The sequence below is a fragment of the Flavipsychrobacter stenotrophus genome (genome assembly GCF_002954265.1).
GTDB classification, from domain to species: Bacteria; Bacteroidota; Bacteroidia; order Chitinophagales; family Chitinophagaceae; genus Flavipsychrobacter; species Flavipsychrobacter stenotrophus.
Genome location: NZ_PPSL01000002.1, coordinates 714,205 through 740,498, shown reverse-complemented (window position 1 = coordinate 740,498; position 26,294 = coordinate 714,205). Strand labels below are relative to the sequence as shown.

At 41.2% G+C, this 26,294-nt stretch carries 32 protein-coding genes and 1 tRNA gene; 13 read left to right on the top strand and 20 right to left on the bottom strand.

The window, feature by feature from the left end; genetic code table 11:
- Window positions 1–64 precede the first annotated feature (64 nt).
- Together CJD36_RS08390 and CJD36_RS08385 are read left to right on the top strand one after the other, a co-directional pair.
- Entirely contained in the window at window positions 65–667 is a 603-nt protein-coding gene (locus CJD36_RS08390; RefSeq protein ID WP_105038682.1) for a Crp/Fnr family transcriptional regulator, read from the top strand.
- 75 nt (window positions 668–742) lie between these two features.
- The gene (locus tag CJD36_RS08385) at window positions 743–1,132 is read left to right on the top strand and encodes a hypothetical protein (protein WP_105038681.1); all 390 of its coding nucleotides are present in this window, start codon (window positions 743–745) and stop codon (window positions 1,130–1,132) included.
- A 64-nt stretch (window positions 1,133–1,196) separates the two neighbouring features.
- Here CJD36_RS08385 and CJD36_RS08380 read toward each other — a convergent pair whose 3' ends face one another.
- Complete coding sequence (locus CJD36_RS08380; protein ID WP_105038680.1) at window positions 1,197–1,499, bottom strand: hypothetical protein; 303 nt, start codon at window positions 1,497–1,499, stop codon at window positions 1,197–1,199.
- Between the two features lie 204 nt (window positions 1,500–1,703).
- A complete protein-coding gene (locus CJD36_RS08375) occupies window positions 1,704–2,132 on the bottom strand; it encodes a winged helix-turn-helix transcriptional regulator (RefSeq protein ID WP_105038679.1) in 429 nt (142 codons plus the stop codon).
- Between the two features lie 103 nt (window positions 2,133–2,235).
- Here CJD36_RS08375 and CJD36_RS08370 point away from each other — a divergent pair, with 103 nt between their 5' ends.
- Both CJD36_RS08370 and CJD36_RS08365 read left to right on the top strand, forming a co-directional pair.
- Window positions 2,236–2,652, top strand: coding sequence for an Ohr family peroxiredoxin (locus tag CJD36_RS08370; protein ID WP_105038678.1), 417 nt, complete (start codon window positions 2,236–2,238; stop codon window positions 2,650–2,652).
- Window positions 2,653–2,702: 50 nt separating this feature from the next.
- A complete protein-coding gene (locus CJD36_RS08365) occupies window positions 2,703–3,077 on the top strand; it encodes a VOC family protein (RefSeq protein ID WP_105038677.1) in 375 nt (124 codons plus the stop codon).
- Window positions 3,078–3,387: 310 nt separating this feature from the next.
- On the opposite strand, the gene CJD36_RS08360 is transcribed toward CJD36_RS08365, so the two are convergent.
- A complete protein-coding gene (locus CJD36_RS08360; RefSeq protein WP_133162555.1) occupies window positions 3,388–4,746 on the bottom strand; it encodes an SIR2 family protein in 1,359 nt (452 codons plus the stop codon).
- Between the two features lie 245 nt (window positions 4,747–4,991).
- Here CJD36_RS08360 and CJD36_RS08355 point away from each other — a divergent pair, with 245 nt between their 5' ends.
- Window positions 4,992–5,474, top strand: a complete 483-nt coding sequence (locus CJD36_RS08355; protein WP_133162554.1) for a hypothetical protein — start codon at window positions 4,992–4,994, stop codon at window positions 5,472–5,474.
- Between the two features lie 86 nt (window positions 5,475–5,560).
- Here the strand turns inward: CJD36_RS08355 and CJD36_RS08350 are convergent.
- From CJD36_RS08350 to CJD36_RS08340, 3 genes are all read right to left on the bottom strand, one after another.
- Window positions 5,561–5,634, bottom strand: a tRNA-Pro gene (locus CJD36_RS08350).
- A gap of 90 nt (window positions 5,635–5,724) precedes the next feature.
- Entirely contained in the window at window positions 5,725–6,321 is a 597-nt protein-coding gene (folE, locus tag CJD36_RS08345; protein ID WP_105038674.1) for a GTP cyclohydrolase I FolE, read from the bottom strand.
- A 113-nt stretch (window positions 6,322–6,434) separates the two neighbouring features.
- On the bottom strand, window positions 6,435–6,845 hold the full coding sequence (locus CJD36_RS08340; RefSeq protein WP_105038673.1) for a 6-pyruvoyl trahydropterin synthase family protein: 411 nt from the start codon (window positions 6,843–6,845) through the stop codon (window positions 6,435–6,437).
- Window positions 6,846–6,910: 65 nt separating this feature from the next.
- Here CJD36_RS08340 and mqnB point away from each other — a divergent pair, with 65 nt between their 5' ends.
- From mqnB to CJD36_RS08315, 5 genes are all read left to right on the top strand, one after another.
- Entirely contained in the window at window positions 6,911–7,561 is a 651-nt protein-coding gene (mqnB, locus tag CJD36_RS08335) for a futalosine hydrolase (protein ID WP_105038672.1), read from the top strand.
- Between the two features lie 40 nt (window positions 7,562–7,601).
- Window positions 7,602–8,432, top strand: coding sequence for a 1,4-dihydroxy-6-naphthoate synthase (locus tag CJD36_RS08330; RefSeq protein ID WP_105038671.1), 831 nt, complete (start codon window positions 7,602–7,604; stop codon window positions 8,430–8,432).
- 140 nt (window positions 8,433–8,572) lie between these two features.
- On the top strand, window positions 8,573–10,174 hold the full coding sequence (locus tag CJD36_RS08325) for a hypothetical protein (protein ID WP_105038670.1): 1,602 nt from the start codon (window positions 8,573–8,575) through the stop codon (window positions 10,172–10,174).
- 30 nt (window positions 10,175–10,204) lie between these two features.
- Window positions 10,205–10,594 carry a hypothetical protein gene (locus CJD36_RS08320; protein ID WP_105038669.1) on the top strand — a complete coding sequence of 130 codons (390 nt, stop codon included), beginning with the start codon at window positions 10,205–10,207 and terminating at the stop codon, window positions 10,592–10,594.
- A complete protein-coding gene (locus CJD36_RS08315; protein ID WP_105038668.1) occupies window positions 10,572–11,189 on the top strand; it encodes a hypothetical protein in 618 nt (205 codons plus the stop codon). Before CJD36_RS08320 ends, CJD36_RS08315 begins: the two co-directional genes overlap by 23 nt.
- 40 nt (window positions 11,190–11,229) lie before the next feature.
- Here CJD36_RS08315 and CJD36_RS08310 read toward each other — a convergent pair whose 3' ends face one another.
- The 3 genes from CJD36_RS08310 to CJD36_RS08300 form a co-directional block, all read right to left on the bottom strand.
- The gene (locus CJD36_RS08310; RefSeq protein WP_105038667.1) at window positions 11,230–12,978 is read right to left on the bottom strand and encodes a T9SS type A sorting domain-containing protein; all 1,749 of its coding nucleotides are present in this window, start codon (window positions 12,976–12,978) and stop codon (window positions 11,230–11,232) included.
- A gap of 64 nt (window positions 12,979–13,042) precedes the next feature.
- Entirely contained in the window at window positions 13,043–13,579 is a 537-nt protein-coding gene (hpt, locus tag CJD36_RS08305) for a hypoxanthine phosphoribosyltransferase (RefSeq protein ID WP_105038666.1), read from the bottom strand.
- A 4-nt stretch (window positions 13,580–13,583) separates the two neighbouring features.
- Window positions 13,584–15,620, bottom strand: coding sequence for a glucosaminidase domain-containing protein (locus CJD36_RS08300; RefSeq protein ID WP_105038665.1), 2,037 nt, complete (start codon window positions 15,618–15,620; stop codon window positions 13,584–13,586).
- Between the two features lie 228 nt (window positions 15,621–15,848).
- Here CJD36_RS08300 and CJD36_RS08295 point away from each other — a divergent pair, with 228 nt between their 5' ends.
- Window positions 15,849–17,510, top strand: a complete 1,662-nt coding sequence (locus CJD36_RS08295) for a glutamine--tRNA ligase/YqeY domain fusion protein (protein WP_105038664.1) — start codon at window positions 15,849–15,851, stop codon at window positions 17,508–17,510.
- Window positions 17,511–17,532: 22 nt separating this feature from the next.
- On the opposite strand, the gene CJD36_RS08290 is transcribed toward CJD36_RS08295, so the two are convergent.
- From CJD36_RS08290 to CJD36_RS08275, 4 genes are all read right to left on the bottom strand, one after another.
- Window positions 17,533–18,003 (bottom strand): RES family NAD+ phosphorylase, encoded by a 471-nt coding sequence (locus tag CJD36_RS08290; protein ID WP_105038663.1) that lies wholly within the window; start codon window positions 18,001–18,003, stop codon window positions 17,533–17,535.
- Window positions 18,000–18,533 carry a type II RES/Xre toxin-antitoxin system antitoxin gene (parS, locus tag CJD36_RS08285; protein WP_105038662.1) on the bottom strand — a complete coding sequence of 178 codons (534 nt, stop codon included), beginning with the start codon at window positions 18,531–18,533 and terminating at the stop codon, window positions 18,000–18,002. Before parS ends, CJD36_RS08290 begins: the two co-directional genes overlap by 4 nt.
- A 137-nt stretch (window positions 18,534–18,670) precedes the next feature.
- Window positions 18,671–19,255: a T9SS type A sorting domain-containing protein gene (locus CJD36_RS08280; protein ID WP_105038661.1), complete on the bottom strand. Its 585-nt coding sequence runs from the start codon at window positions 19,253–19,255 to the stop codon at window positions 18,671–18,673.
- A gap of 146 nt (window positions 19,256–19,401) precedes the next feature.
- Window positions 19,402–19,782, bottom strand: coding sequence for a RidA family protein (locus CJD36_RS08275; protein WP_105038660.1), 381 nt, complete (start codon window positions 19,780–19,782; stop codon window positions 19,402–19,404).
- A gap of 124 nt (window positions 19,783–19,906) precedes the next feature.
- Between CJD36_RS08275 and tsaB the strand changes: the two genes are divergently transcribed.
- A complete protein-coding gene (gene tsaB, locus CJD36_RS08270; RefSeq protein ID WP_105038659.1) occupies window positions 19,907–20,575 on the top strand; it encodes a tRNA (adenosine(37)-N6)-threonylcarbamoyltransferase complex dimerization subunit type 1 TsaB in 669 nt (222 codons plus the stop codon).
- Between the two features lie 196 nt (window positions 20,576–20,771).
- Window positions 20,772–21,140 carry an ArsR/SmtB family transcription factor gene (locus tag CJD36_RS08265; protein WP_105038658.1) on the top strand — a complete coding sequence of 123 codons (369 nt, stop codon included), beginning with the start codon at window positions 20,772–20,774 and terminating at the stop codon, window positions 21,138–21,140.
- A 96-nt stretch (window positions 21,141–21,236) separates the two neighbouring features.
- On the opposite strand, the gene CJD36_RS08260 is transcribed toward CJD36_RS08265, so the two are convergent.
- The 7 genes from CJD36_RS08260 to CJD36_RS08230 form a co-directional block, all read right to left on the bottom strand.
- Window positions 21,237–21,833: an acyltransferase gene (locus CJD36_RS08260; RefSeq protein ID WP_105038657.1), complete on the bottom strand. Its 597-nt coding sequence runs from the start codon at window positions 21,831–21,833 to the stop codon at window positions 21,237–21,239.
- A gap of 168 nt (window positions 21,834–22,001) precedes the next feature.
- Window positions 22,002–22,223: a membrane protein insertion efficiency factor YidD gene (yidD, locus tag CJD36_RS08255; protein WP_105038656.1), complete on the bottom strand. Its 222-nt coding sequence runs from the start codon at window positions 22,221–22,223 to the stop codon at window positions 22,002–22,004.
- 35 nt (window positions 22,224–22,258) lie between these two features.
- Window positions 22,259–22,666, bottom strand: coding sequence for a ribonuclease P protein component (locus tag CJD36_RS08250; RefSeq protein WP_105038655.1), 408 nt, complete (start codon window positions 22,664–22,666; stop codon window positions 22,259–22,261).
- A 19-nt stretch (window positions 22,667–22,685) separates the two neighbouring features.
- Entirely contained in the window at window positions 22,686–22,841 is a 156-nt protein-coding gene (rpmH, locus tag CJD36_RS08245; protein ID WP_105038654.1) for a 50S ribosomal protein L34, read from the bottom strand.
- A 442-nt stretch (window positions 22,842–23,283) separates the two neighbouring features.
- Window positions 23,284–25,242 carry a tape measure protein gene (locus CJD36_RS08240; protein ID WP_105038653.1) on the bottom strand — a complete coding sequence of 653 codons (1,959 nt, stop codon included), beginning with the start codon at window positions 25,240–25,242 and terminating at the stop codon, window positions 23,284–23,286.
- A gap of 12 nt (window positions 25,243–25,254) precedes the next feature.
- The gene (locus CJD36_RS08235; protein ID WP_105038652.1) at window positions 25,255–25,503 is read right to left on the bottom strand and encodes a hypothetical protein; all 249 of its coding nucleotides are present in this window, start codon (window positions 25,501–25,503) and stop codon (window positions 25,255–25,257) included.
- Between the two features lie 66 nt (window positions 25,504–25,569).
- Window positions 25,570–26,271 carry a hypothetical protein gene (locus CJD36_RS08230; RefSeq protein WP_105038651.1) on the bottom strand — a complete coding sequence of 234 codons (702 nt, stop codon included), beginning with the start codon at window positions 26,269–26,271 and terminating at the stop codon, window positions 25,570–25,572.
- Window positions 26,272–26,294 lie beyond the last annotated feature (23 nt).

The following is a 26,294-nucleotide window of genomic DNA, read 5'->3' as shown; positions in this document are numbered from 1 at the left end:
TCCATTTGCCGTGGGCATAAGTATTAATTACTACCTTGTAGCAATATACTCTATTGTAAAACGTATGGATACTAACTCCCCAAATAATGATCTGGTCATCTTCGCTGAAGAAGTTAATAAACGAGTCAATGTCTCTGTGGCGGAAGTTGATCAATTCCTCAGCCTATGGGAGATTCGGGAGTATAAGCGCAATGAGCTGATATTAAGAGCAGGCATGATCCCCGCGTTCTCCATGTTTGTGCTGAATGGATGCCTTCGTCAATATGTGGTAAGTGATGAGGGCAGAGAGTCGGTTGTTTACTTTGCGGAAGAGCGGCACTTTATTGGCGATCTGCCTGCACTAAGAAATAAGGTACCCAGCGATTTTAATTTTCAGGCTATTGAGCCCTGCCGTGTGCTGGTCTTGACCAAAGATAACTGGGAGCAGTCCTCTATCCGGTTTCCGTGGTGGATGGAAGCCCATATAAAAGGCTACCAGAAATGGGCAATAAATATGCAGCAGCAGATTGCCGATATGCAGTTAAAATCGGGCGAAGAAAGATACCTTGAATTGTTGAAACGAAGGCCTGCATTATTTCAGCGGGTGCCGCAGCACTATATTGCTTCCTATCTTGGCCTTACGCCGGAGACGTTAAGCCGCATCAGGAAAAAACTTACCAACGGTTAGTAAAACTTACCAAAAGTCAATGGTGGGCGGCCCAACTGCCGATAGTTTTGTGTCTTCATTATAAAACACAAAATTATGACGCCTAAAAAAATACTGTTGGTAGGAATTGATCCTTACATTATTGATTTTAACGGTCCGGAATTTGCCGCATTACCAGGCCTTACCGCACAAAAAGTAGAGGCCGGCATAAAAGGTGCAGCGCAGCAGCTCGGCGATAAAGGCCATGAAGCAGAAATATGCTGGACAGATTTTGGCCTGACAGCTGCAAATATCCTTGAGAAAAAATTACAGCAGACGCAGTTTGACATTGTATTGATAGGTGCGGGCATACGCATTCCTGAAAAGAACTTCCTGTTGTTTGAACAGATGATCAATGTCGTTCACAAACAAGCACCCAATGCAAGAATAGGATTTAATACGCACCCGACCGATACTATTGCGGCAGTGGAAAGACAGGCATTTTAAATCAGTGCACCTTTTTCATTATCTGCATAAAGAAGCTTTGTTGCACATTTGGAGACGTATAAATTTAATCGAAACGAATAACGGCATATGGGCGTCCATAAGGTATGTCATCGCCATCTGCTGCAAAGTAGGCGATCTTTGTTTCAGGAGTAATGACATCACCCGGCTCCAATTTTCCCAGAGTGGACGGGAATCCCGGACCATTACTATAAATGAACCCTGATCGACCATTTACCACCACCTCAGCTATTGGCACATTGTGACTATGATATGCGCCAAAAGAACCATCGATATATCGCTTGAATACTACTTCATCGCTTGCGCTAATTGCTCCATTGTTGAGCTGGAATGTACAGATAAAAGGCATGGGTCATCAACGATAAATAGTTGAGGTCAAATCTAGTGAAATTGTAAAGTAATTTGGTGAGTTAGAGCGAGTTTGGTTGGGTAATGAAAAAGCCCAACATTTCGGTTGAGCTTTGCAATTTCAGTTGGGAAGGCTGGACAACTTTTGAACCTTCGACCTCATGACCGCTATACAATTCACCAGGTAATTATATTGACTAAAATGCTAACTCCTTTCAGTTAACTCTTTGTGTCGCTTCTTCATAACATCCTTCGTAAACGCGTCCCGCTGTTGTTTAGTCATTTTAGCAATCCCTATTTGTTCGGGCTTTACTTCGCAGTATTTGCTACCCCAAAACATAATCTCCATTATAATTGGATATAAATCAATTCCCTTTTCGGTTAATCTATATTTAAATTTTGACTTACTCCCCACAAAAATTTCCTTAGTAATTATCTCTGCTTTTTCTAAAACTACTAACCTATCCGCTAAAACATTGGTAGCTATTCCTTCTTCCATCTTTAATAAATCTCCGTAGGTGTCCTTGCCTAAATAAGCTAAGTCTCTAACAATTAATAGAGACCATTTATCCCCAATAATATCCAATGATAGGGATACTCCACAGCTCGATCTTGCCTTTTTTTTATCCTCCATAAAAAATATTTTTTTATTTACTTGCAAATAACAAGTAAATGTCTTTATATTTGCACTTGTAATTTGCAAGTACAAAAGTAGGCAATTTAAAAACAATTTAAAAATGGAAAAAGTTTATGAAGCAGAAGTGACAACCTTAGCAGGTCGTAACGGTCACGCAAGATCATCTGATGGTCTATTGGATGTCGATATCAGATTTCCTAAAGAAATGGGTGGTGCTGGTGGCGCAACCAATCCGGAACAACTTTTCGCAGCAGCTTGGTCGGCTTGTTTAGGTACAAGTGTAACAATTGCTGCAGGACTCGAAAAAATTAAAATCGGAGAAGTTACTGTAACAGCTAAAATTGGTGTATTACATGATAGCGGTAATTATGATCTTGGCGCCCATCTTCTGGTTAAAATAAATGATGTAGACTACGATACTGCGAAAAAACTGGTAGAAGCCACTAAATCGATTTGTTCGTATTCAAAAGCAACTAAGGGAAATATCAACGCCATTTATGAAGTTGTACCAAACTAATTCCTTAACATAAAAAATAATAATAAACACCCATATAAATTTTAATAAACATGGTAAATACGCTAAATTGGTTTGAAATCCCAGCAACAGATTTCGCTAGAGCAACAGCATTTTATGCTACAGTGTTAGCTGCTCAAATTCATAACGACCCTAGTCCTAATATGCAATATGCATATTTACCGTCTGATCCACAAAAAGGCGGATTTGGCGGAGCAATTGCTTGTGGTGAAAATTTTGTTCCTGCAATGACCGGCACAACTGTTTACTTAGATGGCGGAAATGACCTTTCTGTTCCATTAAGCAGGGTAGAAAGTGCCGGTGGAAAAGTTATTCTGCCGAAAACTGCTATTGGTGCCAACAGGGGCTTCATTGCACTTTTTATCGACACAGAAGGAAACAAGGTAGGGTTCCATTCATTGGGTTAATACAGAGTTCTCCCGTATCTTTTAAAAATAGCTGATAGAAGTGTTATCATTGATTTGCAAGCCTGCAAAAGGATTTAAAAGATACTACAAATAACAAGGCACCATTTCCGGTGCCTTGTCTTGTTATGTCGGGAAGACAGGGCAAATGTCGAACCTTTTATCAAGGACTTGCTTGCGTTAAAGGCACTTTTGAGGATGATTTGGGAAGCATGAGTAAGAACTGGTAAGGACTGGTAAATACTTGTCGACACTCTCCTGGGCAACTTTCGAACTATAACCAGGTCAAAAAGGTCATTTGGGAATGCCCCTATTAGATAAATGGCCTATGATGTGGAACCACTTGTGACTCTTTTTGCAGAATGATATTGAAGTGTTTATTACCAACTATATCAGCTGTTTTGTGGTAAGTATGCTGCTTCTTCAAAAGCGATTTAAATTGCTTTTCAGTTCCTATCATACCTAATCCCATAATATAGAAAAAGGGAAATTCCTTTAATTTTTCATCGGCGAGAATCGAATACAATCCTGAAATATATCCCTCAACATAGACATAGTCTGGATAGTTTTTCCATTTTAGATACTCTGATTTTAAATTCTCATAAGACTTTATTGCATTTATTATTCTCGTAGGGTTAAACGTGCGTCCAGATTTAGAATGATATTCTAGGAAGTCAAAGGCGTGTTGAAGTCCATCTTGATAAAACAAGTTGTAAACAGCCGTCGGTGTTTTAGTACTTAAAAAAAAGTCAACAGATTTTTCATGAATTTCTGAGCGCATATCACTAAGTGCTCTTACGGTTTGCAACCTTTCCTTAGGAATCAAAAATTTTATCCCTTCAAGGTGTTTTCTGATAGTGCTAACAAAATATGTTCCATCTGTATTAATAATTGTTGCTTTCTCTTTTGAAAACTTATTACTAAACGTTTCATCAAGTGTCACAATATAACAGTGGGGAATTACCTGCTGCATCTCCTTTTTGAGATATGAGTATATCTTATTGAAATCAAAATCGGAAAAAGAAAATCCAATAAACACAACAACTTTTGTAGCTAAAATTGTTTTCAAGTGGCTTCCGATTAGTCCGCTACGCAAATTTTTATAACACCTTAAATAATCTTCTGTAGTGGCTATGATACTACCGTAATTACCAATAGAGCCATGTAATTTATATATTTTTCTTCCATCAGTATTGTAAAAAGCAAAATCTTGCGCCGTGACAATAGGAATAGCGTTACACTCACGCTCAAAATAATCATCCCAATTTGTGGTAAAAATGCTTTCAATTGAGTATACTGACGAGAGTTCTTCGTGAAAGCTTGTAGCTGTTCTGTATAATTCCTTGAATTGCAAACAATATTCAAAACGCTTCCTGATCTTTTCTAATAGTAACTTTCGCCCATTTCTTTGTTTGCAATACTGGGACATTAGATTTGGAAAATCTATAGTTTGGTTGTCTGCGACATTTAAATCGTGCCGAATATCTTGGTAGAGCGTTTCTTTGAAGACGTGATTTGTTTCGGTGCTTATACCGGCTCCAGCAAAAATTACTAAATTACCGGTGACAGCCGCATCAACAATTTCGGACGGCACATCAAATGGGAGCTTATTTTTACAAAATTCGCATTCACAATCCATATCTAATCTATTATCAATCCCAAATATATTCAATTCCCTAGTTTATTCATATGTAGGATAAGGAAAGGCCAAGAGAGGGATTTTGTTTAGATGAATTCGAACCGAAAAACAGGAAATTTTGGGAACAAACTAACAAAAACGGGAATAAACTAGCAACAATTGGCAAGTTTATCCCCGTTTAATTTAAAGTCGGGGCGGCTGGAAAATGTTCTAACTTTTATCTGAAAGACTTAGTGGACATTACTAAATTCGATGAAATACCGTGAAAAAAAATGAAAATGAAACCAGTATTAGTCCTAATAATATTATTAACTCTCACAGCATGCAGTTTGAAAAATAATAAAAAACAAATCGACAAATCCCATTTTGAGTGTTTTGATTTTTATTTTTATGAATCTACAGGGGATAATATATTTATTGAAGTCAATAATGTGCAGCACGCAATTACATTTAATATGGACTCTTCTAATAAAGACGCTTTGTCAAGTTTATTTGGACTAAAATGGAATGTTTTGTATCCCAATTCCAATGGGACTATTAAAGTTTATGGATATTACAACAAGCACGATTCTAGCTTTATCCTTATTCATTGGTGGCTTAAAGCTCCATTTAAGTTACATCAATATATAAGTGATTCGGAATTGCTTGAAAAAGGTTCAAGTCCATTTATGCAAAAAGAAAAACTCAGTCCTGAAGATTTTAATACTGATCTTCATTTTAGCCCTGAGAAATATAATGTCGAATTGGCTCCGCAAAGATAGACCGTTGGGACGCCGACACTCATCGTACAAGTAATCGGCAAATCCAAAACAAAAAAGCCTCACATTGCTGTGAGGCTTTTAAAGAGTAGGGAAGACAGGATTCGAACCTGCGACCACATGACCCCCAGCCATGTACGCTACCGGGCTGCGCTACTTCCCGAGCGCACAAAAAAATGTCCCGATCTGTAAAATCGGGACACAAATATAATTCAGGAATTCTTTTGCAACAAGGCCATTTTCGAATGGCTTTTTAGCTCAAGTCAGCCGCAATCAATCTCAGAAATTCACTCCTTGTTTCGTTCTTCATAAATTGCCCGCTGAAGGCTGATGTGGTGGTGTTGCTGTTTTGCTTTTGTACGCCGCGCATCATCATACATAGGTGCTGGGCTTCTATAACCACGCCTACACCAAGTGGCTGCAGGGTATCTTGTATAGCATCGAGTATCTGGTGGGTAAGGCGCTCCTGCACCTGCAGGCGCCGGGCAAAAGTATCTACCACGCGGGCGAGCTTGCTCAATCCGGTAATATAGCCATTGGGTATGTATGCTATATGTGCCTTGCCAAAGAAGGGTAAAAGGTGATGTTCGCACATAGAGTAGAGCTCTATGTTCTTTACAATCACCATCTCGCTATAATCTTCTGCAAACTTGGCTGAGTTGAGTATCTCATGGGCATCCAACTGGTAGCCCTGCGTGAGGAACTGCATGGCTTTAGCCATTCGTTCTGGGGTTTTCAGCAATCCTTCCCTTTCCGGATCTTCGCCTATTGCCTGAATGATGCCCTTATAACTGCCTTTCAATTGCTCAGTAGCTTGCTCGTCGTATGCTTCTATCTTCTTGTAGCTCAATTTTGCTTAAGTTTATTAAGTAATGATTAAACGAAGATAGCGGTAGAGACCCTCATTCCTGCTGATCGGCGTGTAAAGATTACTTTAGTGACTATAGGAAAAATTTATAATGGTTACCCGAAATATTCTACAAAAATGCTCTTCGTCTCCACCAGTTTCACGCAATGCAGCTTCGTTTCTTCCGAGTCAATATGTGGTCTTAATTCATTCCAGATACCAATGGCAAGGTTTTCGGCACTTGTAAACTTATCCTTCATAAAGTCTACATCCATGTTCAGGTTACTATGGTCTACTTTTTCTATGATCACGTCTTTTATAAGGTTGCCCAGTGTTTTGGCATTATATACAAAACCGGTTTCGGGGTGTGGATTTCCCTTTACTGTAACGTGTAGTTCATAATTATGCCCATGCCAGTTGGTGTTCGAACATTTGCCAAAAACTTCTTTGTTCTTTTCTTCCGTCCAGTTAGGGTTATACAGCTTGTGCGCTGCATTAAAATGTTCCACACGAGTCAAATAAATCATTTCTTTAATTTGGTGCAAAGTTAGCACTACATAATGGTTTAGCAAAAAAAGCGGTTCTTTGCAGTATGAACCTGCTGATATTATCTGCTACAGAAGGAGAGGTAAGCATACTTAAAGACCACCTGCAAAAAACACCCGGTACACAGCACAATATTACCATGGTGGTAGCCGGTGTAGGTGTTATTGCTACCACATTTGCGCTCACCCGCGAGCTGAGTACACATAAGTATGATATGGTGATACAAGCCGGTGTCGGAGGTAGTTTTGATGAAAATATTCAATTGGGTGAAGTAGTGCAGGTGATATCTGAGCGCTATGGCGACCTGGGTGCAGAGGATCACGACAAGTATATAGACATCTTTGAGATGGGCCTTATTGAGCCTGATGTGCAACCGCATACCCATAAAATACTCGGCACTATACCCAATGCCATAACAGATAATACCGGACTAAAGAAAGTGACCGGATTGACAGTGAATACTGTGAGCGGTAATGAACAAACTATAGCCCGTAGAAAGGAGTTGTTTCACTGCCAGGTAGAAAGTATGGAAGGTACTGCGTTTCATTACGTATGCCTGCAAATGGGAGTGCCATTTATGCAGGTACGTGGCATATCTAACTATGTAATACCGCGCGACAAAAGCAAATGGCAGATGAAGGATGCCATTATTAATCTGAACAATTGGCTGATAAATTTTTTAGAGAACGCCGAATAATAAATAGGGTTGACCTTTGCATCCTAATACCGTAATTTATATGGAACTTACTTTAGGCTTTAGCCCCTGCCCCAACGATACGTTTATTTTCGACGCCATGGTAAATGGTAAAATAGACACTCATGGTCTATCTTTTAACTATGTGATGGAAGACGTGGGCACCCTTAATGCATGGGCAGAGCAGGGTAAGCTGGATATTACCAAACTCAGCTACAGTACCTTCCTGCATACTGTCAATGACTATGCTTTACTGCATAGTGGCAGCGCATTGGGTGTGGGCGTAGGGCCATTGCTGGTTGCTAAGAGTGCGCTTGATATGTCTAAGATCAGCGAATATAAAATAGCTATTCCGGGGTTTAATACTACTGCCAACCTTTTGCTGTCATTGGCACATCCCACTGCAAAGAACAAGTCCGAAATGATCTTCAGCGATATTGAGACGGCTGTGCTTGATGGCAGTTACGATGCCGGGCTGATCATCCACGAAGGCAGATTTACCTACCAGGCAAAGGGACTTACCAAGCTTATGGACCTTGGTGATTGGTGGGAGCAAACAACACATGCAGCTATTCCATTGGGTGGTATAGTGGTGCGTCGCAGTTTTGATAAAGAGCTAAGCGCGACGATAGATAAGATCATTAAAGAGAGTATTGCTTACTCATGGGCCAACTATCCAGCCCTGGCTCCATTTGTTACCGCCAATGCGCAGGAGATGGAAGAAACTGTAATGCGTAAGCATATTGACCTGTACGTTAACGACTATAGCACCGACCTTGGAGAAACGGGAAGGAATGCAATAATCACCCTGTTTGATAAAGCAAAAGCAGGTGGGCTGATAAAGGGGGAGCTGCCCGCGTCTGTATTTTACTAGTGAGGACGGTTGGATTCCGATTTCCTCTCTTTGACCCGATAATGCTGTAATACAGGGAATTAAACATAGTATTCTCATACTAAAAAGTGAGATATACGAGAGAATAATCATACTTTCGCTCACAAAAAAGCGAAAGACCAATGAAAAAAGTAAGCCTGTTACTGCTCACTATGATATTGAGCCTGCCTTGCGTATTTGCGCAGCAACCCAAGATTGAAAAAAGCGAGAGCTTTGAAATACCTACTGCCGGCTTTAGTAAAGTGCTATTGCTGAAAAATGGCAACACTGCTTTCTTCCACTTTACCAAAAAGGAAGGTATAGAGGTAAAGATCTACGACAAGAGCAGAAAGATGATAGCTAGCCAGACAGTTACCAGCGAACTCTGGAACCCGAAGAGACTCATCTCATCTATTGTAGAAGGCCTGTATGAAATAAACGGCGAACCTGTGCTATTTCTTGCACAGTTTGATGGCCGTGAACCAACACTTTATCGTTTGCGTTTCGATCCGTTCACAGGGAATATTGTAAAAGAAGAGCAAATTGGCAGCATGCCTAAGATAAAAGCATTTGATGTAGCATCTGCAGACAAATTTTATATAGAGAAGGATGCTAATTCGGATTGTTATGTGGTCATTTACTTCAATGCTTATGGCCGTGGCACCGAAGACAGAATAAAGGTGGTACACTATGATGGCACACACAAACCGATCAATGTAGGCTACTATGAGCTTGCTGACGAATCACTGCGTTACCTCAACTATATAGGTGCGGTAGTAGATGGCAATAAAAGGGTATTCATCAGCACGTATGCCGCATCTAACCTGAAGGGTGAGAACGGACATGTGTTTGTCTCCAGGCTTAATGCTACTGATTCTACATTCTACAGCAAACCACTCGATTTCACAGAAGATTTCAGAGATACAAAATCGGTAATGCACTATAACCGCACCAGCAATACCATTCAAATGCTGGCACTTGCCCTGACCAAAAGCAAAGGTGGTGGCGCATATTATTTATCTTTCATGAGCTACATAGATCCTGAGACTATGGGACTGAAGAGCGTGAAATTGCTCACAGGCGAAAAGACCAATGAGTACATACATAACGTATTGCAGATAGAAAAGAACTACCAGGGTATGCCGCAGACCATGATCGTGAACAAGGACAACAGCACTACCGTACTATCTGAAGAAATGACCCAGCAGACAACTGTGAACCAGTACGGTGCAGTGGTTTCTGCGAGCACATTGCTGGGTGGTATAGGTGTATCTGAACTGAAAGAAGATGGTACAGAGAAAAGCGGCTACGTGTTGATGAAGAACCAGATGGCAGGTGGTATCATCAACCCACTATACATGTCATCAAGAAGAAAAGGCAAATGGATGTCTCTATTGGGTTACAACGATTACAATAGCTACATTTCTTACGACTATATAGGCACAGACAACAACAGGTACATCATCTTTAATGACAACACCAAAAATTTTGGCAAGGATGAAGATGACCGCAGAAGGGCATTGGTGAATAATCCGAATAAGTTGAATACTGTGTGCTATGCATTAAAAGGCAACGATGTGAACAAGTTTTATCTGTTTGGCGCTACCGAAGAGAAAGACCAGTCTAATACCTGCTACATCGATGCATCGGACTACATGGCAGCAACAAATACGTATGCTACATTGCTTATAGAGCGCGATGGCCACGACAGGCAGGTGCGCATGGCATGGATAACGTTTCAATAAAAATCATTCCTAACACTTTACAGTATCAAAATGAAATTTCTTAATTCCCTTTTTACAGTAGCCACTATGATGGCCGCCAGCACGCTATACGCGCAAACCGACAAAGAAGAACTGGAGCACGCCCGCAACGCCATTAACGTTACGAAGAGTTGCGATGATGCAATGCGCTTCTTAAGCAATGTATCGGCTGAAGGAAAAACTACGGCAGCCTACTTTATGTGTATGGCTAATGCGCAGGATTGCAAGGCCAACAATGAGCAGGCATTATATTACTACAACAAATACCTGGAGCTGCAGCCAAAGAATGACTCTATAAGGAAAAGAGTAGCTGAACTGAGCGATAGCAAAACACAACAGGCGCGTGCTGCCAACGAAGAGCGCGTAGCTAAAGAGGTGTATGCCAATACTGCCCACAACTAAGAAAAGCAAAAAGAGACACGATATACTGAGCACTTACCTCTGCCTGGGACTAACCTATTCAACACCTACAAATGGTAAAGATAATCCTTACAAAACCGGTACAGGATTGAATGTGGGCATGGGTTTCCCACTAGCCGATAAGAAAATGGTACTTGATTTTGCTATAAACACAGATTTCATTTTTGGCCAGAACACTGCATGGTACACTAAAACGTATAATGCATCTGCAAGCGAAGTAGACGGCGCAAGCCTGGGGCTGAGCGTAGATATGGAAGTGAGCCCTATGGCAACCATAGTGAACCACAAGCGCCTGGCCTGGACAGCGGGGCCGATGATCGGTATAAAGTACGTCAACACTTCCGACCCCTATATTTACACCGGTGGAGTAGAAAACGCAGCGATAAAAGGAGCCAATGTATTTGGTATTTGCTACGGCGCCAAGACCACAGTTATTTTAAACGATAACGGTCTGTTTTTTGCAGAATACACAGCAATGCCGGCAAGCAAGTTTACCACAACCAACAATCCATCGGGCAATAATGTAAGCCACAATATGCTGAGGTTAGGTGTAGCACTGAGAATGGACTTCTATTAATATTTCGGGACAGGTAGGTTGCCGGATACCCTCTGGCAGCCTACCTTACCACCACCAACCTGAGTGTATATATCTCCCTGCCTGTTACGTGTATCATACACAGGTAGGTGCCTTGTGCCAGGTCGGCTACCGAGAAAGGTGTTAATTGTGTTGTTAGCGGGTATACATGTATCATTCGTCCTGTTATGTCGCGCAGCGTCATAGTCGCGCCAACACCGAGGTCGCCGGTATAACTAAGTACAGTTTCAGAACGGGCAGGATCAGGATATATTTTTATTACCGGAACTGAAGGATAAACCGGTTGTTCCGGATCAACACAATCAGTAAGGGGTTTATACTTACCCACAAATATGTTGGTTTGTTGTCCGCCATAAAGATGAAGAGAATCCGCTCCTACAACAAACGGATCCAATATTCTGAAATCGCCGGTAAAGAAGATATTGCCCCTGCTGTCGGCTGATAGTCCTGTATTAGACAAGCCCGTATTATACCCTCCCCCCGATTTCAGCTCCACATGATCTATTAATGTGCCTGCTGCATTATACCCCACAAACATAGTCGGATCCTGACTTCCGTTGGGAGGATAGACAGTAGTACTGTTATCAATACTAACGCCCTTACCTGCTTCCATATTTATTGAGATCCATACATCGTTACAGGCATCGGTGGTCATACTGTACACATCGCAGCAAGATACCAACTGGTTAACCGGTTTAAGTATTTTAGGTGTCTGCATATTACCTGTAGAGTCGAATCGGGTAAGATAATAGCCGCCATAATTGTTGATGATGTTGTAAGTGTCGAAGCCAAGGGTGTCTGTAAATCCGCCTGACACATAAACGTTACCTTTTTTGTCGGGAGCCACACATCGGGTTTTGCCTTTAGATCCGGTGTTCCTTGCCCACAGCACATTGCCGTTAATGTCCATACTTGCGACATACCCTTTCTTACGGCTGTTGTAGAGTATGTTGCCTCCAAAATTGATGAACCCTGACGTGAAATAACCACCAAGGAATATCTTACTGCCATTGCTGGCCACATCGAGTACAAAATCATCTTTAGAGCCACCAAATGATTTGGCCCACAGCACGTTGCCTGAGGTATTATACTTGGCAATAAATATGTCATCGGTACTATCTATTGCATTAGTGTTGATAAGCCTGTTAGTGCCAATTTTAAGTGTATCGGAGTTGAATGTAGAGGCTATATATATATCACCTGAGGCATCTGCAGCCATACCGCCTGCTTTAAGGTAGTCGCCATCGGGGTGAATGCTGCCATTGCCATTATCGCTCCACAACAATGTGCCTTCCTCATCAAACTTCAACAAGTAGTAACAAGCATTGGCGAGGGGGTGTAGGTGATCGAAACCGGTATTGATGAGTAATTGTTCGTCAAAGCGAATACTATCTGTAGTAAAGTATCCGAACACGTACATATTGCCCTTATGGTCGGTAGTGATAGCAATGGGTCTCGATTGACCATGTTTGCCGGCCTTACTCCATAGTACATTGCCGGTGCTATCATACTTTACTATCAGGGTTTGAACGTTGTTGGTAGGGTTGATAGGGTTGTAATAAGTAGTAGTGCCAACGCATACACTATCGCCATAATAGAAGCCTGCCATGTATACATTGTTGTATGGATCGGCCTTTACCAGAAAGCCTTCACTGCCACCCAGAAATGAGCTACACATGCTGCTACGTGCCCATTGCCAGCTTTGCGCACCGGCAGTGAACATAGACAAGGCACCACTCCAGACAATAAAGAACAACAAGGCTTTTTTCATAACGCCATTCAAACAATGAGTAAATGATCTGTAAAGTAAGAAATGGTGACGGTTGCGTTACTTGCTAGTTTTCCTTAAGCACGTACAGTTCCGGAATGTTACGACCTAATCCATCATAATCCATACCATAGCCTAACACAAACTTGTTCTCTATTTCAAACGCACAGTAGTCTGCTTTCACATCATACTTCAGGGCATCTGGTTTAGACAAGAAAGTAGCGATCTTTACGGAAGCCGGTTGCCTGTTCATGATCTCCGGCATGAATGCGTGAAGGGTTTTGCCGGTATCAATGATGTCTTCAACAATGATCACGTGCCTGTCCTTAAGGTTTTCTTCCATGCCTATTGCCGTTACAACATTGCCTGTAGAAGAAGTGCCCTTGTAAGAAGCCAGTTTAATGAAAGATATCTCCGCTTCAATTGTCAGCAAACGGAAAAGATCAGCCGCGAAAATGAAAGAGCCATTAAGAATACCAATAACCAGAGGCTTCTTACCTGCATAGTCCCGGTTGATGGTTGCAGCCAGCTCGCTTACGCGCTCATTTATCTTTGCTGCCGATATGAAAGGAACAAAAGTTTTGTCTATGATGTGTATGTCCATGTGTTTATTTTACGCGTATTTTTTTACCGGCCCTTATCTCGTCTGCCTTTATGTGATTGAGCTGTATTAATTTTTTCACTGTGGTGTTATGCCTGTTGGCTATACCGCCCAATGTTTCGCCATTCTTAATAGTGTACATGTTAGATCCCTTCTTGTCTTCGTCCTCGTCGTCGTCATCACTCTTCTTTCCTTTATGGTCTTTAGTAGGCTTCTTAGGCTCAGACTTTACATTGGTCACAGGCTTAGATGGTTTTACGGGTGGTGCAGGTGTGAGCTTAGAATCATCTGTGTAGACTACTTTATCCAATTCAGCTTTAAGAGATGCTAATTCATCAACCGTAGTGTCTTCTTTCATTTGAGGCGCAACCTTGGCAATAACAGTATCATGTTTTGGTTGTACAGCGACAGCGGGATTTGAAGCTGCTGGTTGTGGCACAGCAGTAATTGTGACAGAAGGTGTTGGCACACTTGCCGATGGCGGAGTGGCAACTGTTGTAGTTTCTGCAACCGGTGTTTTTGGCGCTTGTATTGTTTCTACATATTGTGCAGGTTCTTCTTTTTTGATCTCCGGTGTTTTTACTTCAGGCTTAGTGCGGTTTATAGTGATCATTTCAGATGGCGGGGTGCTCTTACCCAGCATAACTGTCGTATTGCTTTTAGGCTCTTTGGTTACTGTCCTTAGTCCCGGCTTTTTGAACACACCATTTTGTAATTCCAGAATAACACCAATTGCAGGTTCATCGCCAATGTCCATCATATTCAATGCCAGTAAGCGTTTCAATTGCATGCCTTCAGCCTGCGCAATAAGGAACATTGTCTCACCTTCCTTTACCGTGTGACGTGCATGAGTGCCTGACGATAGTTTCTTTTCCAGGTAGATGGGCATATTAGATTCCAGCGGACCATCTTCAAGGTCGTTGATCTCCAGCAGGTGCGGGTAGCGAATGTTATACTTCACCGCATATTGAAGTAGCATATCGCCCTTGTAAGCATAAAATGCTTTCAGGCCATTTACAGTGATCACTTTGCCACTATCGAATTTAGTATCTACAGTTGCCTGTGTCGGCTGTAATTGCTGCGGCGTTTGAGCTGTTGGCGTATCTGACTTAGCTCCCGGAGTTGCCTGCAGGTGCATAGGTCCATCGTGAGCAATTATCTGATGACTGCTGTCGGCGGTTGCTTTTATTTCTTTGAATGAAGTTGTTGCAGTTGGTTTAGGATCTTCCTTCCTGGTATCTGGAGCCGCAACTATTGCCGGTGCGGGTTTTGGAGTCTCAACCGAAGGAGTTGTTACTTCTGCAACCGGCGTGGGCACAGGGGTTACAACAGGTTTTTCTCTATCGGTCAGTACTGGTTTTACTTTTGGCTTTGTTATAGCAACTGGCTTATCTACCGGGTCGAATGTTGTCAGTACTATGCCTTTTACCGCTGTATCGGCTGCCGGAGCTGCTTTAGCGCGTTCTTTAAACGGAGAGGTAGACCTTGCTATTACCGGCTGATTAGGCATAAATGAAGAATCCATAGCCGCATAGGTATACTGCTGTAGCTTGAAGTCTTCGATAATTTTAATAAGCCGTTGTGCATATTGCGGATTTGTAGCATAGCCACACTTCCTGAGACATATTGCCCATGAAGCGTAGTCTGTCTGCGAAAGAGCAAATAATGGAGAATAACGTTGATTGCGTTTCAAATAATCTGAGTGATCCTTATAAGAATCTTCCGCACAGCGATACATTTTGAAACATTCTTTTGGAGCGTCGTCATCATGAAAGAACTTGGCACCCTGGTAGTCGGCCTTGCATTTAATGCCAAAGTGATTGTTGGCGCTGCAGGCCAATTCGCTTCTGCCGGCTTCGGTCTCCAGCACACCCTGCGCCAATGTTACTGATGCAGGAATACCCGAGCGTTGCTGCTCTGCCATAGCCAGGGAGTAGTATTGTTCAATATACCTTTGTGCCCTTACGGAAAAGCTGTCCTGTGCACCTGCCTTTACTGTTGTCAGCAAAAGAAAGGATAAGCAGAATAGTATATGTTTATTCATTGAACAATATTTATATTGAAAGTAAATTTATTTATATGGGAATGCTGCAAAAATACGTTTAACCTAGGTAACCTCAAACTAGGCATTCATTTAATAGAATGTTATAAAAGACTACGGGGAGCGATTTTTTAGTTTTGAGTTGTCAATCTCTTTGTTGGCGGGTGTTTTGCTATGCCGCTATAACCATAAATTCTACGGCGTATATTTGCAGCTACAACAGATAATATAATGGCAGAAGAGAAATCGCTCAATTTTATTGAAGAAATAATAGAAAAAGATATTGCTGAAGGCGTAAATGGCGGTCGCGTGCAAACACGTTTTCCTCCTGAGCCCAATGGTTATCTCCATATCGGCCATGCAAAATCCATCTGCCTCAATTTTGGATTGGCTAAGAAATACAATGGTAAGTGTAATCTTCGTTTTGATGACACCAACCCAACTACCGAAGAAACTGAATATGTAGAGAGCATAAAGAAAGATATAGAGTGGTTGGGGTTCAAATGGGATAATGAGTTCTACGCATCAGACTATTTTGATAAGATCTATAATTTTGCTGTAACTCTAATTGAGAAGGGTGCTGCGTATGTAGATGACAGGACGCCTGAAGAAATAGCGGCAACAAAAGGGTCTACTTTTCAGGCGGGTTCAGATAGCCCGTTCCGTGGCCGTAGTATAGAAGATAACCTGCGGATATTTGAAGAGATGCGCGATGGTAAGTATGAAGATGGTGCCAAGGTTTTGCGCGCCAAGATAGATATGGCACACCCTAACCTATTGCTTCGCGACCCTGTTATTTACCGTATCAAGCATGCTCACCATCACCGTACTGGTGACAAGTGGTGTCTGTACCCGATGTATGACTTTGCACACGGTGAAAGTGATAGCATAGAGGAGATCACACACTCTATCTGCACGCTGGAATTTATTCATCACCGTCCTTTATACAACTGGTTCATTGAGCAGCTGGGTATATTCCCGTCAAAGCAGTACGAGTTTGCACGCCTTAATCTTACTTACACGGTAATGAGCAAGCGCAAGTTGCTGAAGTTGGTCAACGAGGGTTACGTTACCTCATGGGACGACCCGCGCATGCCTACTATCAGTGGTATGCGCCGCCGTGGTTACCCTCCTGAGGCTATCCGTAACCTTTGCGAAACGGTAGGTATCGCCAAGCGTGAGAACATGATAGACCTGAGCTTGCTGGAGTTTTGCGTAAGAGAACATCTGAACAAGGTTACAGATCGCGTAATGGCAGTGCTTGACCCTGTGAAAATGATCATTACTAACTATGAAGAAAGCGGTGATGTATTTGAGATTGAGAATAATCCCGAGACACCTAATGGTACTCGTTCTGTTCCGTTCAGTAAAGAATTGTGGATAGAGCGCGATGATTTTATGGAAGATGCGCCTAAGAAATTCTTCCGCCTTACTCCCGGCAATATGGTTCGTCTGAAGGGTGCTTATATAGTAAAATGTGAAGGTTGTAAAAAAGATGAACAGGGAAATGTAATAGAAGTTCATTGCACTTACCTGCCTGAGAGCAAGAGTGGTAATGATATCAGCGGATTGACCGTTAAGGGTACTATCCATTGGATCAGTGTGGCACATGCGCTTACAGCAGAAGTGCGCAACTATGATCGTTTATTCAAAGTGGAAGATCCATCCAGCGAAGAGGGTGATTTTAAAGAATACATTAATCCCGATGCATTGCAGGTGGTACCGTCGGTGTATATAGAGCCGTCTCTTGCCAAAGCAAAACCGGGAGAATGTTACCAGTTTATGAGAAAGGGCTATTACTGTGTGGATAAGGATAGCACTGCCGGTAAGATAGTGTTTAATCGTACTGTAGGGCTTAAAGACACATGGGCTAAGGAAACAAAAAAGGGATAATTGATCAATGAAAATTAAAAGGCTACTGTATGCCCCTGGCATGCAGTAGCCTTTCGTCTATTGTCAAAGTACGTTGTGCAGTTATTTTTACTTTTTTAAAATCAGCATGGGCAGGGTTGAGGAGAAAATTATGCCCCTCGGGCATAATTACAGACGGCACTTGCATTGCAACGTATTTCCCTTCATCAATATATTGGTCGCCGAACGTTTTTAAAATATCTGGTGCAGGATTTTTATGCCAATCAGCCGGAAGTTTGTCAGGTTTAGTTCTAAGTATTTTGTCTGAAGGGATCTTTATCGTTATCATGCAATAACCACGTTCAGGTATTTTACCAATGTGTACTACAGTTTCCAGCAGCGCCAGTGCAGCACTTTCAGCGGTATATACCATATGGATGTCTTTGCTATTCCACCTGCCACCATACAGTGCAGCTCCCTTGCCTGAAAGGTCATTTATATGCTGGCAACTGGCAATTCTATATACCAGCATCATGCGAATATCCCATTTTCTATTCTGCCAATCTCATCAAGCAGCATATTTATGCCTAATGATGTGTCTAAAAAAGCCTTAGGCTTTTTATTACCCAACGGAAGCAATACAGCATCCATCCATTGGCGAAACGCTTCAATAGAACCAAAAACTTCTTCACCCCTGCTATACAGCCTTGCCAGTTCTATCATTCTTTCAGATTGCTCCTGAGAGAGCTTTTGCTGTGGCTTATACCTGTGCAGAGTTCTATCGGAGGTGTGTGTAATAATAGCCATTTCTAAAAGTGTAAGATCCGCAACATCCATCAAGTGCGTCATTGCCTGCTTGGGTATACCGCTTCTTATTATGCTTATAAAATCATTTTCATTTTTAATGGAGTCAAAATCTTTTTTTCCGGCCATACCCATCATGCCAATAGTGCGGGATGCCGCACTATTGCTGCTTATTGTATATGCGATCATTGGCTCATGGAGCTGTTGAGATTCGCTTGCTTCGGGAGTGGTGTAGCTTTTTTCTTTTCTCTGAGTTGCCATAACCGGACATTTGTCCAACAAAATTACAACATTTGTCCGAATTTTAAAAATATTTCCCTAATCCCAAATTGGCTAATAATTGCAGATAAACCCATCATGTTATTCGAAGGGTGGGTCGTACAGACAATCATTGCACTCTACTTGGTAATACACAGAAGACTCGAAGTTGTTTTTCCATTTTGTATAATACCAACAATGTAGTTGCCGTTTGGTATTATAGATATATCAATTTCTGCCTGAGCTCCGGTAGCCAACTTCTCTGATAATAATTGGCGACCTGTAAAGTCAAGAATGGTTACGGTTGCCGGGTTGTTTGTTTCGACAAATTGAATTTGGATCTTTCCCGAAGCAGGATTGGGTGAAATGGAAAATAAATTACGGTCAACATAGCCCACTTCTGCGGGCGTGGTTACAGTAAACGCCCCTTCCTCACCATGAGTGCCACACCTATAAGTGTAGTCACCGGAAACCGATGGTATATATAGAAAGAAGGGAGTAGAGCCATCGAGCAAGCTATTCCACGGTGCGGCACCTGAAGGGATAGTGGCACTTATTGTGCTGTGGGAACCTGTTCCCGCCACCCATTTTATGGTATCCCCGGGATCTACAACGAAAGTTGCAGGAGAAAATGTTGTGCCGCTAATAGTAACTACAACCATGGTGGCGTAGCTTTTTACCGACATAAAACTTATTAGTGCGAATACTAGTAGCTTACTTTTCATATCATATATATTTTGTCAGGTAAGCAACAATAAAAAACAGTGCCACTCTACCGGTAAGGGAGAGTGGCACTGTGAATCAATACTTATAGCTTCCCGCCTTGTTATCAGGGAGAATGTTTTGTTGATTTTATACCCGTAATGTCCGATTATTTAGCGGCAATCATACTAATTTCCACCTGTACTCCTTTTGGTAATCCAGATACCTGTACGGTTTCCCGGGCTGGAGGATCAGCTGTAAAATAGCTGCCGTAGATCTCGTTAACTGCACCGAATTGTCCCATATCCATAAGAAATATGGTTGTTTTCAGCACATTTGAAAAATCCATACCGGCTTCTTTGAGTATGGCTTCCAGATTTTTCATTACCAGTGTTGTTTCTGCAGCAATGCTATCTTGCACCAAATTTCCTGTAGCAGGATCCAGTGCTATTTGGCCTGAGATGAATAACATATTGCCAAAACTTACTGCCTGATTATATGGGCCTATTGGTGCGGGTGCGTTAGCTGTTCTGATGATTTTCTTTTCCATGTGTAAAGCTAATAAAATTGTCTTTGTGATATCACCTCATCATCAATGTTGGCCTGCGGCCTATTTTTAGGTTGTCAGTTTTTACTTTTAACTTGTTTCATCACTTACCTTTGCAGCTCAGAAAATGAAATATCTTTTACATATCGATACGTCGGGAGACACAAGCAGTGTTTCTCTTGCCCTTGATGGCCAACTGATCTGCACCAGGCTTAACTCAGAGTCTAGAAATCATGCAAGTGCTATTAATATTATGATAGATGCCGTGTTGGCGGAAGCGGGTATAATAATGACTCAGTTGTCGGGAATAGTAGTGTGTGCGGGACCGGGGTCTTACACTGGGCTTAGAATAGGCGTAGCTACAGCTAAAGGGCTTTGTTATGCATTAAATATTCCTCTGTTGTTAGATAATAAACTCACTTTATTGGCCTATCAGGCTTATCGTCAACTAGGCACAAAATATAAGATGTATGTACCTCTATTATTAGCAAGGGAGAGGGAATATTTTATTAGCTGCTTCGATAATGGTTTCCAGAATACTGTTATTGCAAAACACATAATGGAATCAGAACTTGGAGAGTACATTGGCAATAATAGTGATATATGTTTGATAAGTGATAACTTTGCATTAGAGAATCATGAAAAATATTCAGAAAATATCTATGTGCATCCTAATGTAAATATTGACATTAAAGAGTGGGTTTTTTATTCTTTTGAAGAATATAAATGTAATAATATTGTAAATTTATCCACAGCAGAGCCATTTTATCTTAAACAAGTTTACACTCATAAGTAAATGAAAATGAATGATTTATAAGTTATAAATCATTTTTTTATCCACATTTTAACGCTGAGTTAACACATTTTTAGAATATCTAAGAGCAGTCATATCTTTGCAATTGCGTATGTTTGCATAATATTCGTTTAGTGAATATCTAACGGTAGTGAAATAGTTCATATTTATTTTCAATTAACATCGTAAATTTTAATTAATGGAAACGACGGTATCCGCAAACACTTTGGTTATTCGCAAAAACGAAGGATCAAGTGAACACATTAAGTTGGATTACGTAGCTGTTAAAAACGCAGCTATGACTCTTAGGGCTATCAATCACAAATTGCGTCAGCAGATCGTGAAATTGCTTGAAGAAAACAAACGCATGAATGTAACTGACATTTATGTAAAATTACGTCTTGAGCAGTCTGTAGCATCTCAGCATTTGGCTATATTACGTCGTGCAAATATCGTGATCACTGAGCGTGATGGTAAGTTCATCCATTATGCATTGAATCATGCGCGTATTGCTTCTGTAGCTAAGTTTGTAAATGAATTGGTTCATTCTGATGATTCTGCTAACTAATTTTCAATAGAAATTTTGAAATTAAAAAAGCCTCGTATGAAATACGAGGCTTTTTTAATATAATTATTTGCAAGTCAATAATTTACAACAGTAAATTTATCCTTTTTTTATTTTCTCCCAGGTATCAAAAAGGGATTCCTGAGTAGGTCTGTAAGTAGGAATTTCGGTGAGCGGCTCGCAGGCTATCAGGCTATCAAAACAGTCTTTTGGTAGGCTTTGGTATAGTGCTGTTCCCTTGGTTTTCCAGGCTATCATCTCATCGCTAACTTCGTTTATTATCTTTCCCGGATTGCCCACAACAAGCGATCGGGCTGGTATTTTTGTATTGGTATTAATGAATGTCATAGCGCCAATAATACACTCATCTCCTATCTCTACATCATCCATTATAACCGAGTTCATACCTACCAATACGTTGCGGCCTATACTTGCACCGTGTATTATAGCTCCGTGGCCAATATGAGCCCCTTCCCTCAGTGTAAGTGTAATTCCGGGGAACATGTGTATGGTACAGTTTTCCTGTACGTTACAGCCATCTTCTATTATAATACCGCCCCAGTCGCCGCGGATTGCGGCTCCCGGACCAACATATACATTTTTCCCGATAGTGACATTTCCCGTAACGGCGGCTTGCGGATGAACGAAAGACGATGGATCTACAACGGGTACGAATCCTTTAAAAGAATAAAACATAGGTATAAATTCTTGGTTATGGAGCAGTGATTGTTTGTCTAAAAATAGGACTTATTACAAATGGGTGCTATTATATGACATAAAAGCAATAAGTTTAACTAATAGTTAGTTTTATGCTTTTTAAGTACCGGTTAACAGGTCCATCGTGTTTTGACAGACAAATATAAACTATGGTACCGGATCATAGCCGCTTTTTCCCCATTGATGGCAACTCAGAAATCTTTTGAAAGTTAGCCAGCCGCCTTTGAAAGGCCCATGTTTTTTAATTGCTTCCACTCCATAAGAGCTGCAGGTAGGCGTAAATCTGCATTTGGCTCCCAGGAAAGGAGAAATAGCTCCCTGATAAAAGCGGATGAAGGCGATAAATAATATGGAAAATAGTTTATTCATATTGATCACCGGCTCTGTTTAGATAAGGAAACATGTTACTGGTCACCACTCATGACTAATGCTGGCAATACAGTTTTGAGTTTTCCTATCCCAGCTTGTAATGCCTTATCTACTATCTCGTAAGACGGCATTTCATTATTTGTGAAAATAAAGAAAATATGAAGTTGTATTCCGGACGGTATCTCAGGATAAAATGAGCCCTTACTCAGCCGCCATGATTCTACCATCAGGCGACGAATGCGGTGGCGATCAACAGAACTACGAAATTTCTTTTTGGGAACTGAAAATCCAGCTTTAACAGGACTCTCCTTTTCAGAGGTGCGGGCAACAGCAATATAAACCACTCTTAACGGAAAAACAGAAAACGCTTTCCCCTTAAGGAAAAGCGTGTTAATATGCTGCTCTCGTTTGAGCCGCTCATATACTTTGAAAGTATTACGAATGGCTGAAAGATTTAATTAATTACTTAAGACGGCTTTCGCTTGATACTGTAAGTTTGTGGCGGCCTTTTGCGCGGCGAGATGCCAATACTTTCCGGCCGTTAGCAGATTCCATACGCTTACGGAAACCATGAACAGATTTACGACGACGGCGGCTTGGTTGATATGTACGTTTCATACGTTAATTTTTAATCTTATTTTTAAAAGGGAGTGCAAAGGTAAAAGATTATCTGTAAACAGACAAATTTTTCAGGTATAAATTAATACACCCTCAAAACGGATGCAAAAATAAGGATAAAACATAACCAAATGACAATGGGGTGCCATTTTCTTTTTGGTGATGCTGCAGCGTATAAGTATAATCGGAAATCCAAAAAGTTAAACAAAGGCAAAGCAAATAGTTAAACTTAAAATGGAGAATTTCAAATAGTTGGCACATTAAAAAGTAAAACTTTTAGGGGTGCGTATTTTATTCTTGTATTAAAATTCGATACAAACGTACATAAAAAAACAGCGTTTAAACGCTGTTTAAATTGATTTGAAAGCTAACTTTGATATTGATAAGCCATTGTGCCAGGACACCTCGAAGAGGTGTAAGCTTGGATTCACGGTGGCTTATTTTATAACGCTTGCTTTATCGAATGAATGATACTAGCCCATATTTCCTCTTGATCACGCCTACTGTATTGTTTTGCCTCAGCCATGCTACTAACGTTGAAAGTCTGGTCTTTAATCATAGGCGCATTCAAATTAATAACAATCTGCCTACCGCCTCCCCCAGCTATGCGCTTACCACTCTCTTCTAGCTGTTTTCTCAATTCATCTTCACTCCCGCTCCCATTTGGGTGCAGCAGGCCTTCCAACTTGCTATAGTCGTAGTTCAGGAAACTACCGTTAGCTATATTGGTTAGACCTCCGCTTTGCAGTTTTTTCAATTTAGCTAGTTCTGCATTCCAGGTGACAATATTTTTACCATAATTTTTACCCCATAACTCATGCAATCCCTTGGGGTTACCGGACATGCCCTGCACTTCATCGAGGAAACTCTCAATATTCCCACCTTTTGAGTTTATTTCTGCAATATGCAATTCCCTTTGCGCATTTGGTAGGCTACTATTGGCATTTTTTGCATACTGATTATAAAAACCCTTGTCATCATTGAAGTATTTAAAATAGTCAGAGATCGGCATCTGACCGCTAAATGTCATTTTTATTCTATCCCAGTTCCCAAGATCATAACCCGATTTTACAGCAGCCGCTTTCGATGCGTAGTCAATTAGGTCGCTTACATTGCCTTTTTTCTGTTGTAAAGCAATGTCCAAACTGGATAAGTTAATCCTTCTTTCATAACTAACATTTACCTTATCAAGCATTTTCAAAAGGTCTTCATTCTTTACCTTTTCCGTGTCCAGGCTGCCAAAAATATCAGAGTACTTACTCTTTAGATTGTCAATGAGTTTAGCCCTTATTTCATTCCCCTGATTCAAATGGGAAATACTATCGACAAGTGTATTTACCTCCGCTTTCTCGCTTCTCAATGATTCTGGCACTGTCTTACTGATATTCATAAAGTGCATAAGTCCGCTCGCTGCTTCCATTGCGCTCGTTGCCACTGGCATAAGGCTATTGCCTATATCTATCTGTGTTGCAGCCCACGAACCCTTCATTTTCAGGAATTGGCCACCTGCTGTGCCGCCTATCTGCTCCATCATGTTATGGAAGCGGCCACCCTTACCTGTAGCAAGTGTAAAAGCCTTATCAACCATCCCAGAAGTAATGCCACCGTCTTCCATTAGGCTTTTAAGGTCACCAATTGTTTTTTTACCTGTGAAGCCAAATTCCTTCCATTTTTCCGACATCACCTGCAATGGGTTAAAGCCTGCATTCACATATTGTAGAAGGTCTTGACCCATCAGCTTACCCGCTGCTGTGGTTTGCGCCCTGGCTAGTGTAAGAGAACTCATTTTGTCAGTATCTCCCATCCCCACATCACCAATTTCACGTATTTTTTTTACTATAGTATTTTCATTAACCCCGAATCCTAATAGAGTTTGTGCATTCTGATACACACCACCACCTACAAGAGTGTTCATTTTCATGTCACGAAGGCTATTAGCCATATTGCGGCCTTTGTCAGCACTCCCCATTAGCACCTCAAAACTCTTTACCCTCGTGCCGTAACTCATGGCAGCTTCAATGCCATCAAATGCTACTTTTTTAGCGGCATATGCAGCGGCCATTACACCTCCCGCCATTAGCCCGCCTTTCATCCAACCCGCAAGGCCACCCGAACCACCAGAGCCATGCCCTGACAAGTTATTTACCTTATGCTCCAGTGCTGTTATTTCCCTGTTAGCGGCTGTGATCTGCCGGGTATCAATCGACAAATCTCTTCTTTTCTTCAGGTTATCAAGTTGGCTATTTAAAGCATTGATACTTTGTGTTGCAAATTTGCTTTTCGTTTCAGTCATGCCAATAGTCTTATTGACAGTACTTAACAAGCTATTTGTATCTCTTGTAACGGATGCAAGCCCTTGCTCGTTAAACTTTATAACGAAATCTATAATGTTGTTCGACATATCCACGTTTTTTTATGCTTCCGCTGGTGTGTTAATTACTGGGTAAACAGACTCATTCTTTACCTCTTGCCTGTTCCCTTCTTTTAGCAGTTTTACATCATTTGCAATCGATGTAATTACACCTGCTTGAAACAACAGATTAAAATGCAATTCCGCAATTTCCCGCAATAATTCATCATGGCTCATTTCCCTGAATTTATCCACTATCACATCTATTTGTTTTTGATAGTTCTCAACGCAAGCCTTTTGCTGTTCAGTCATATACTATTCTGTTTTTTAAAAAGGGAGTGGCTACTAACCACTCCCTTTAGTTATGTTTAAATACTACTATTCACGTTGATCTCCGGCAAACTGCAGATCGCCTTTAGCCTGCATTTCGCCCGTTTCCATATTGAAAGAATTCATGCACCTTTCCATTAGCTGCGTAAATGCTTCCACTGGTATTTCCATAAGAGAAGGTGCGTAGGGGAGTTTCATCTTTTTACCATGTTTTTGCAGGCTCTTAGCCAAATCTTGAAAAAACATTAGACGCGCTTGCCCTATTTCTGTATAAGCATACACGTTGGCAATCTCTTCTATTATTACTTTTTGTTGGGCTGAAAAATCTAACATATTGTTTTCAAAAGAGTAAAACGACCTTAGCCTTTCCACGCCAAGCGAAAGACAATCGGGCATACCTACTGAACCGTAACCCCGTTTACTAGCCCGAACAAACTCTAATATTGCTGATTTCAAAGCTTCATATCCTGCCGGCTTTTGAAACAAGCTTTTTGCAACCTGTTTGTTAACTGGTAGCCGCTCATCTTTGGCAGTCATTACCTTGGCTCCGCCACCTGTCTGTTTTTCAAAAATCAACAAATCTGCATCGCAAATAAGCTGATACACCTCGTCTATTCCCGTAAGGTCTGCAACGCCTATTAGGTTGTAAGCATCTATCACTTTTTGCAAATCTTCTTTTGCTGCATTACAATTGCGTGCATACCCTCTTTTTATCCAGTGCCTTGTTGACACTAACATTCTTTCTGCCATATTCTTAACGTGTTGTTGTTAAT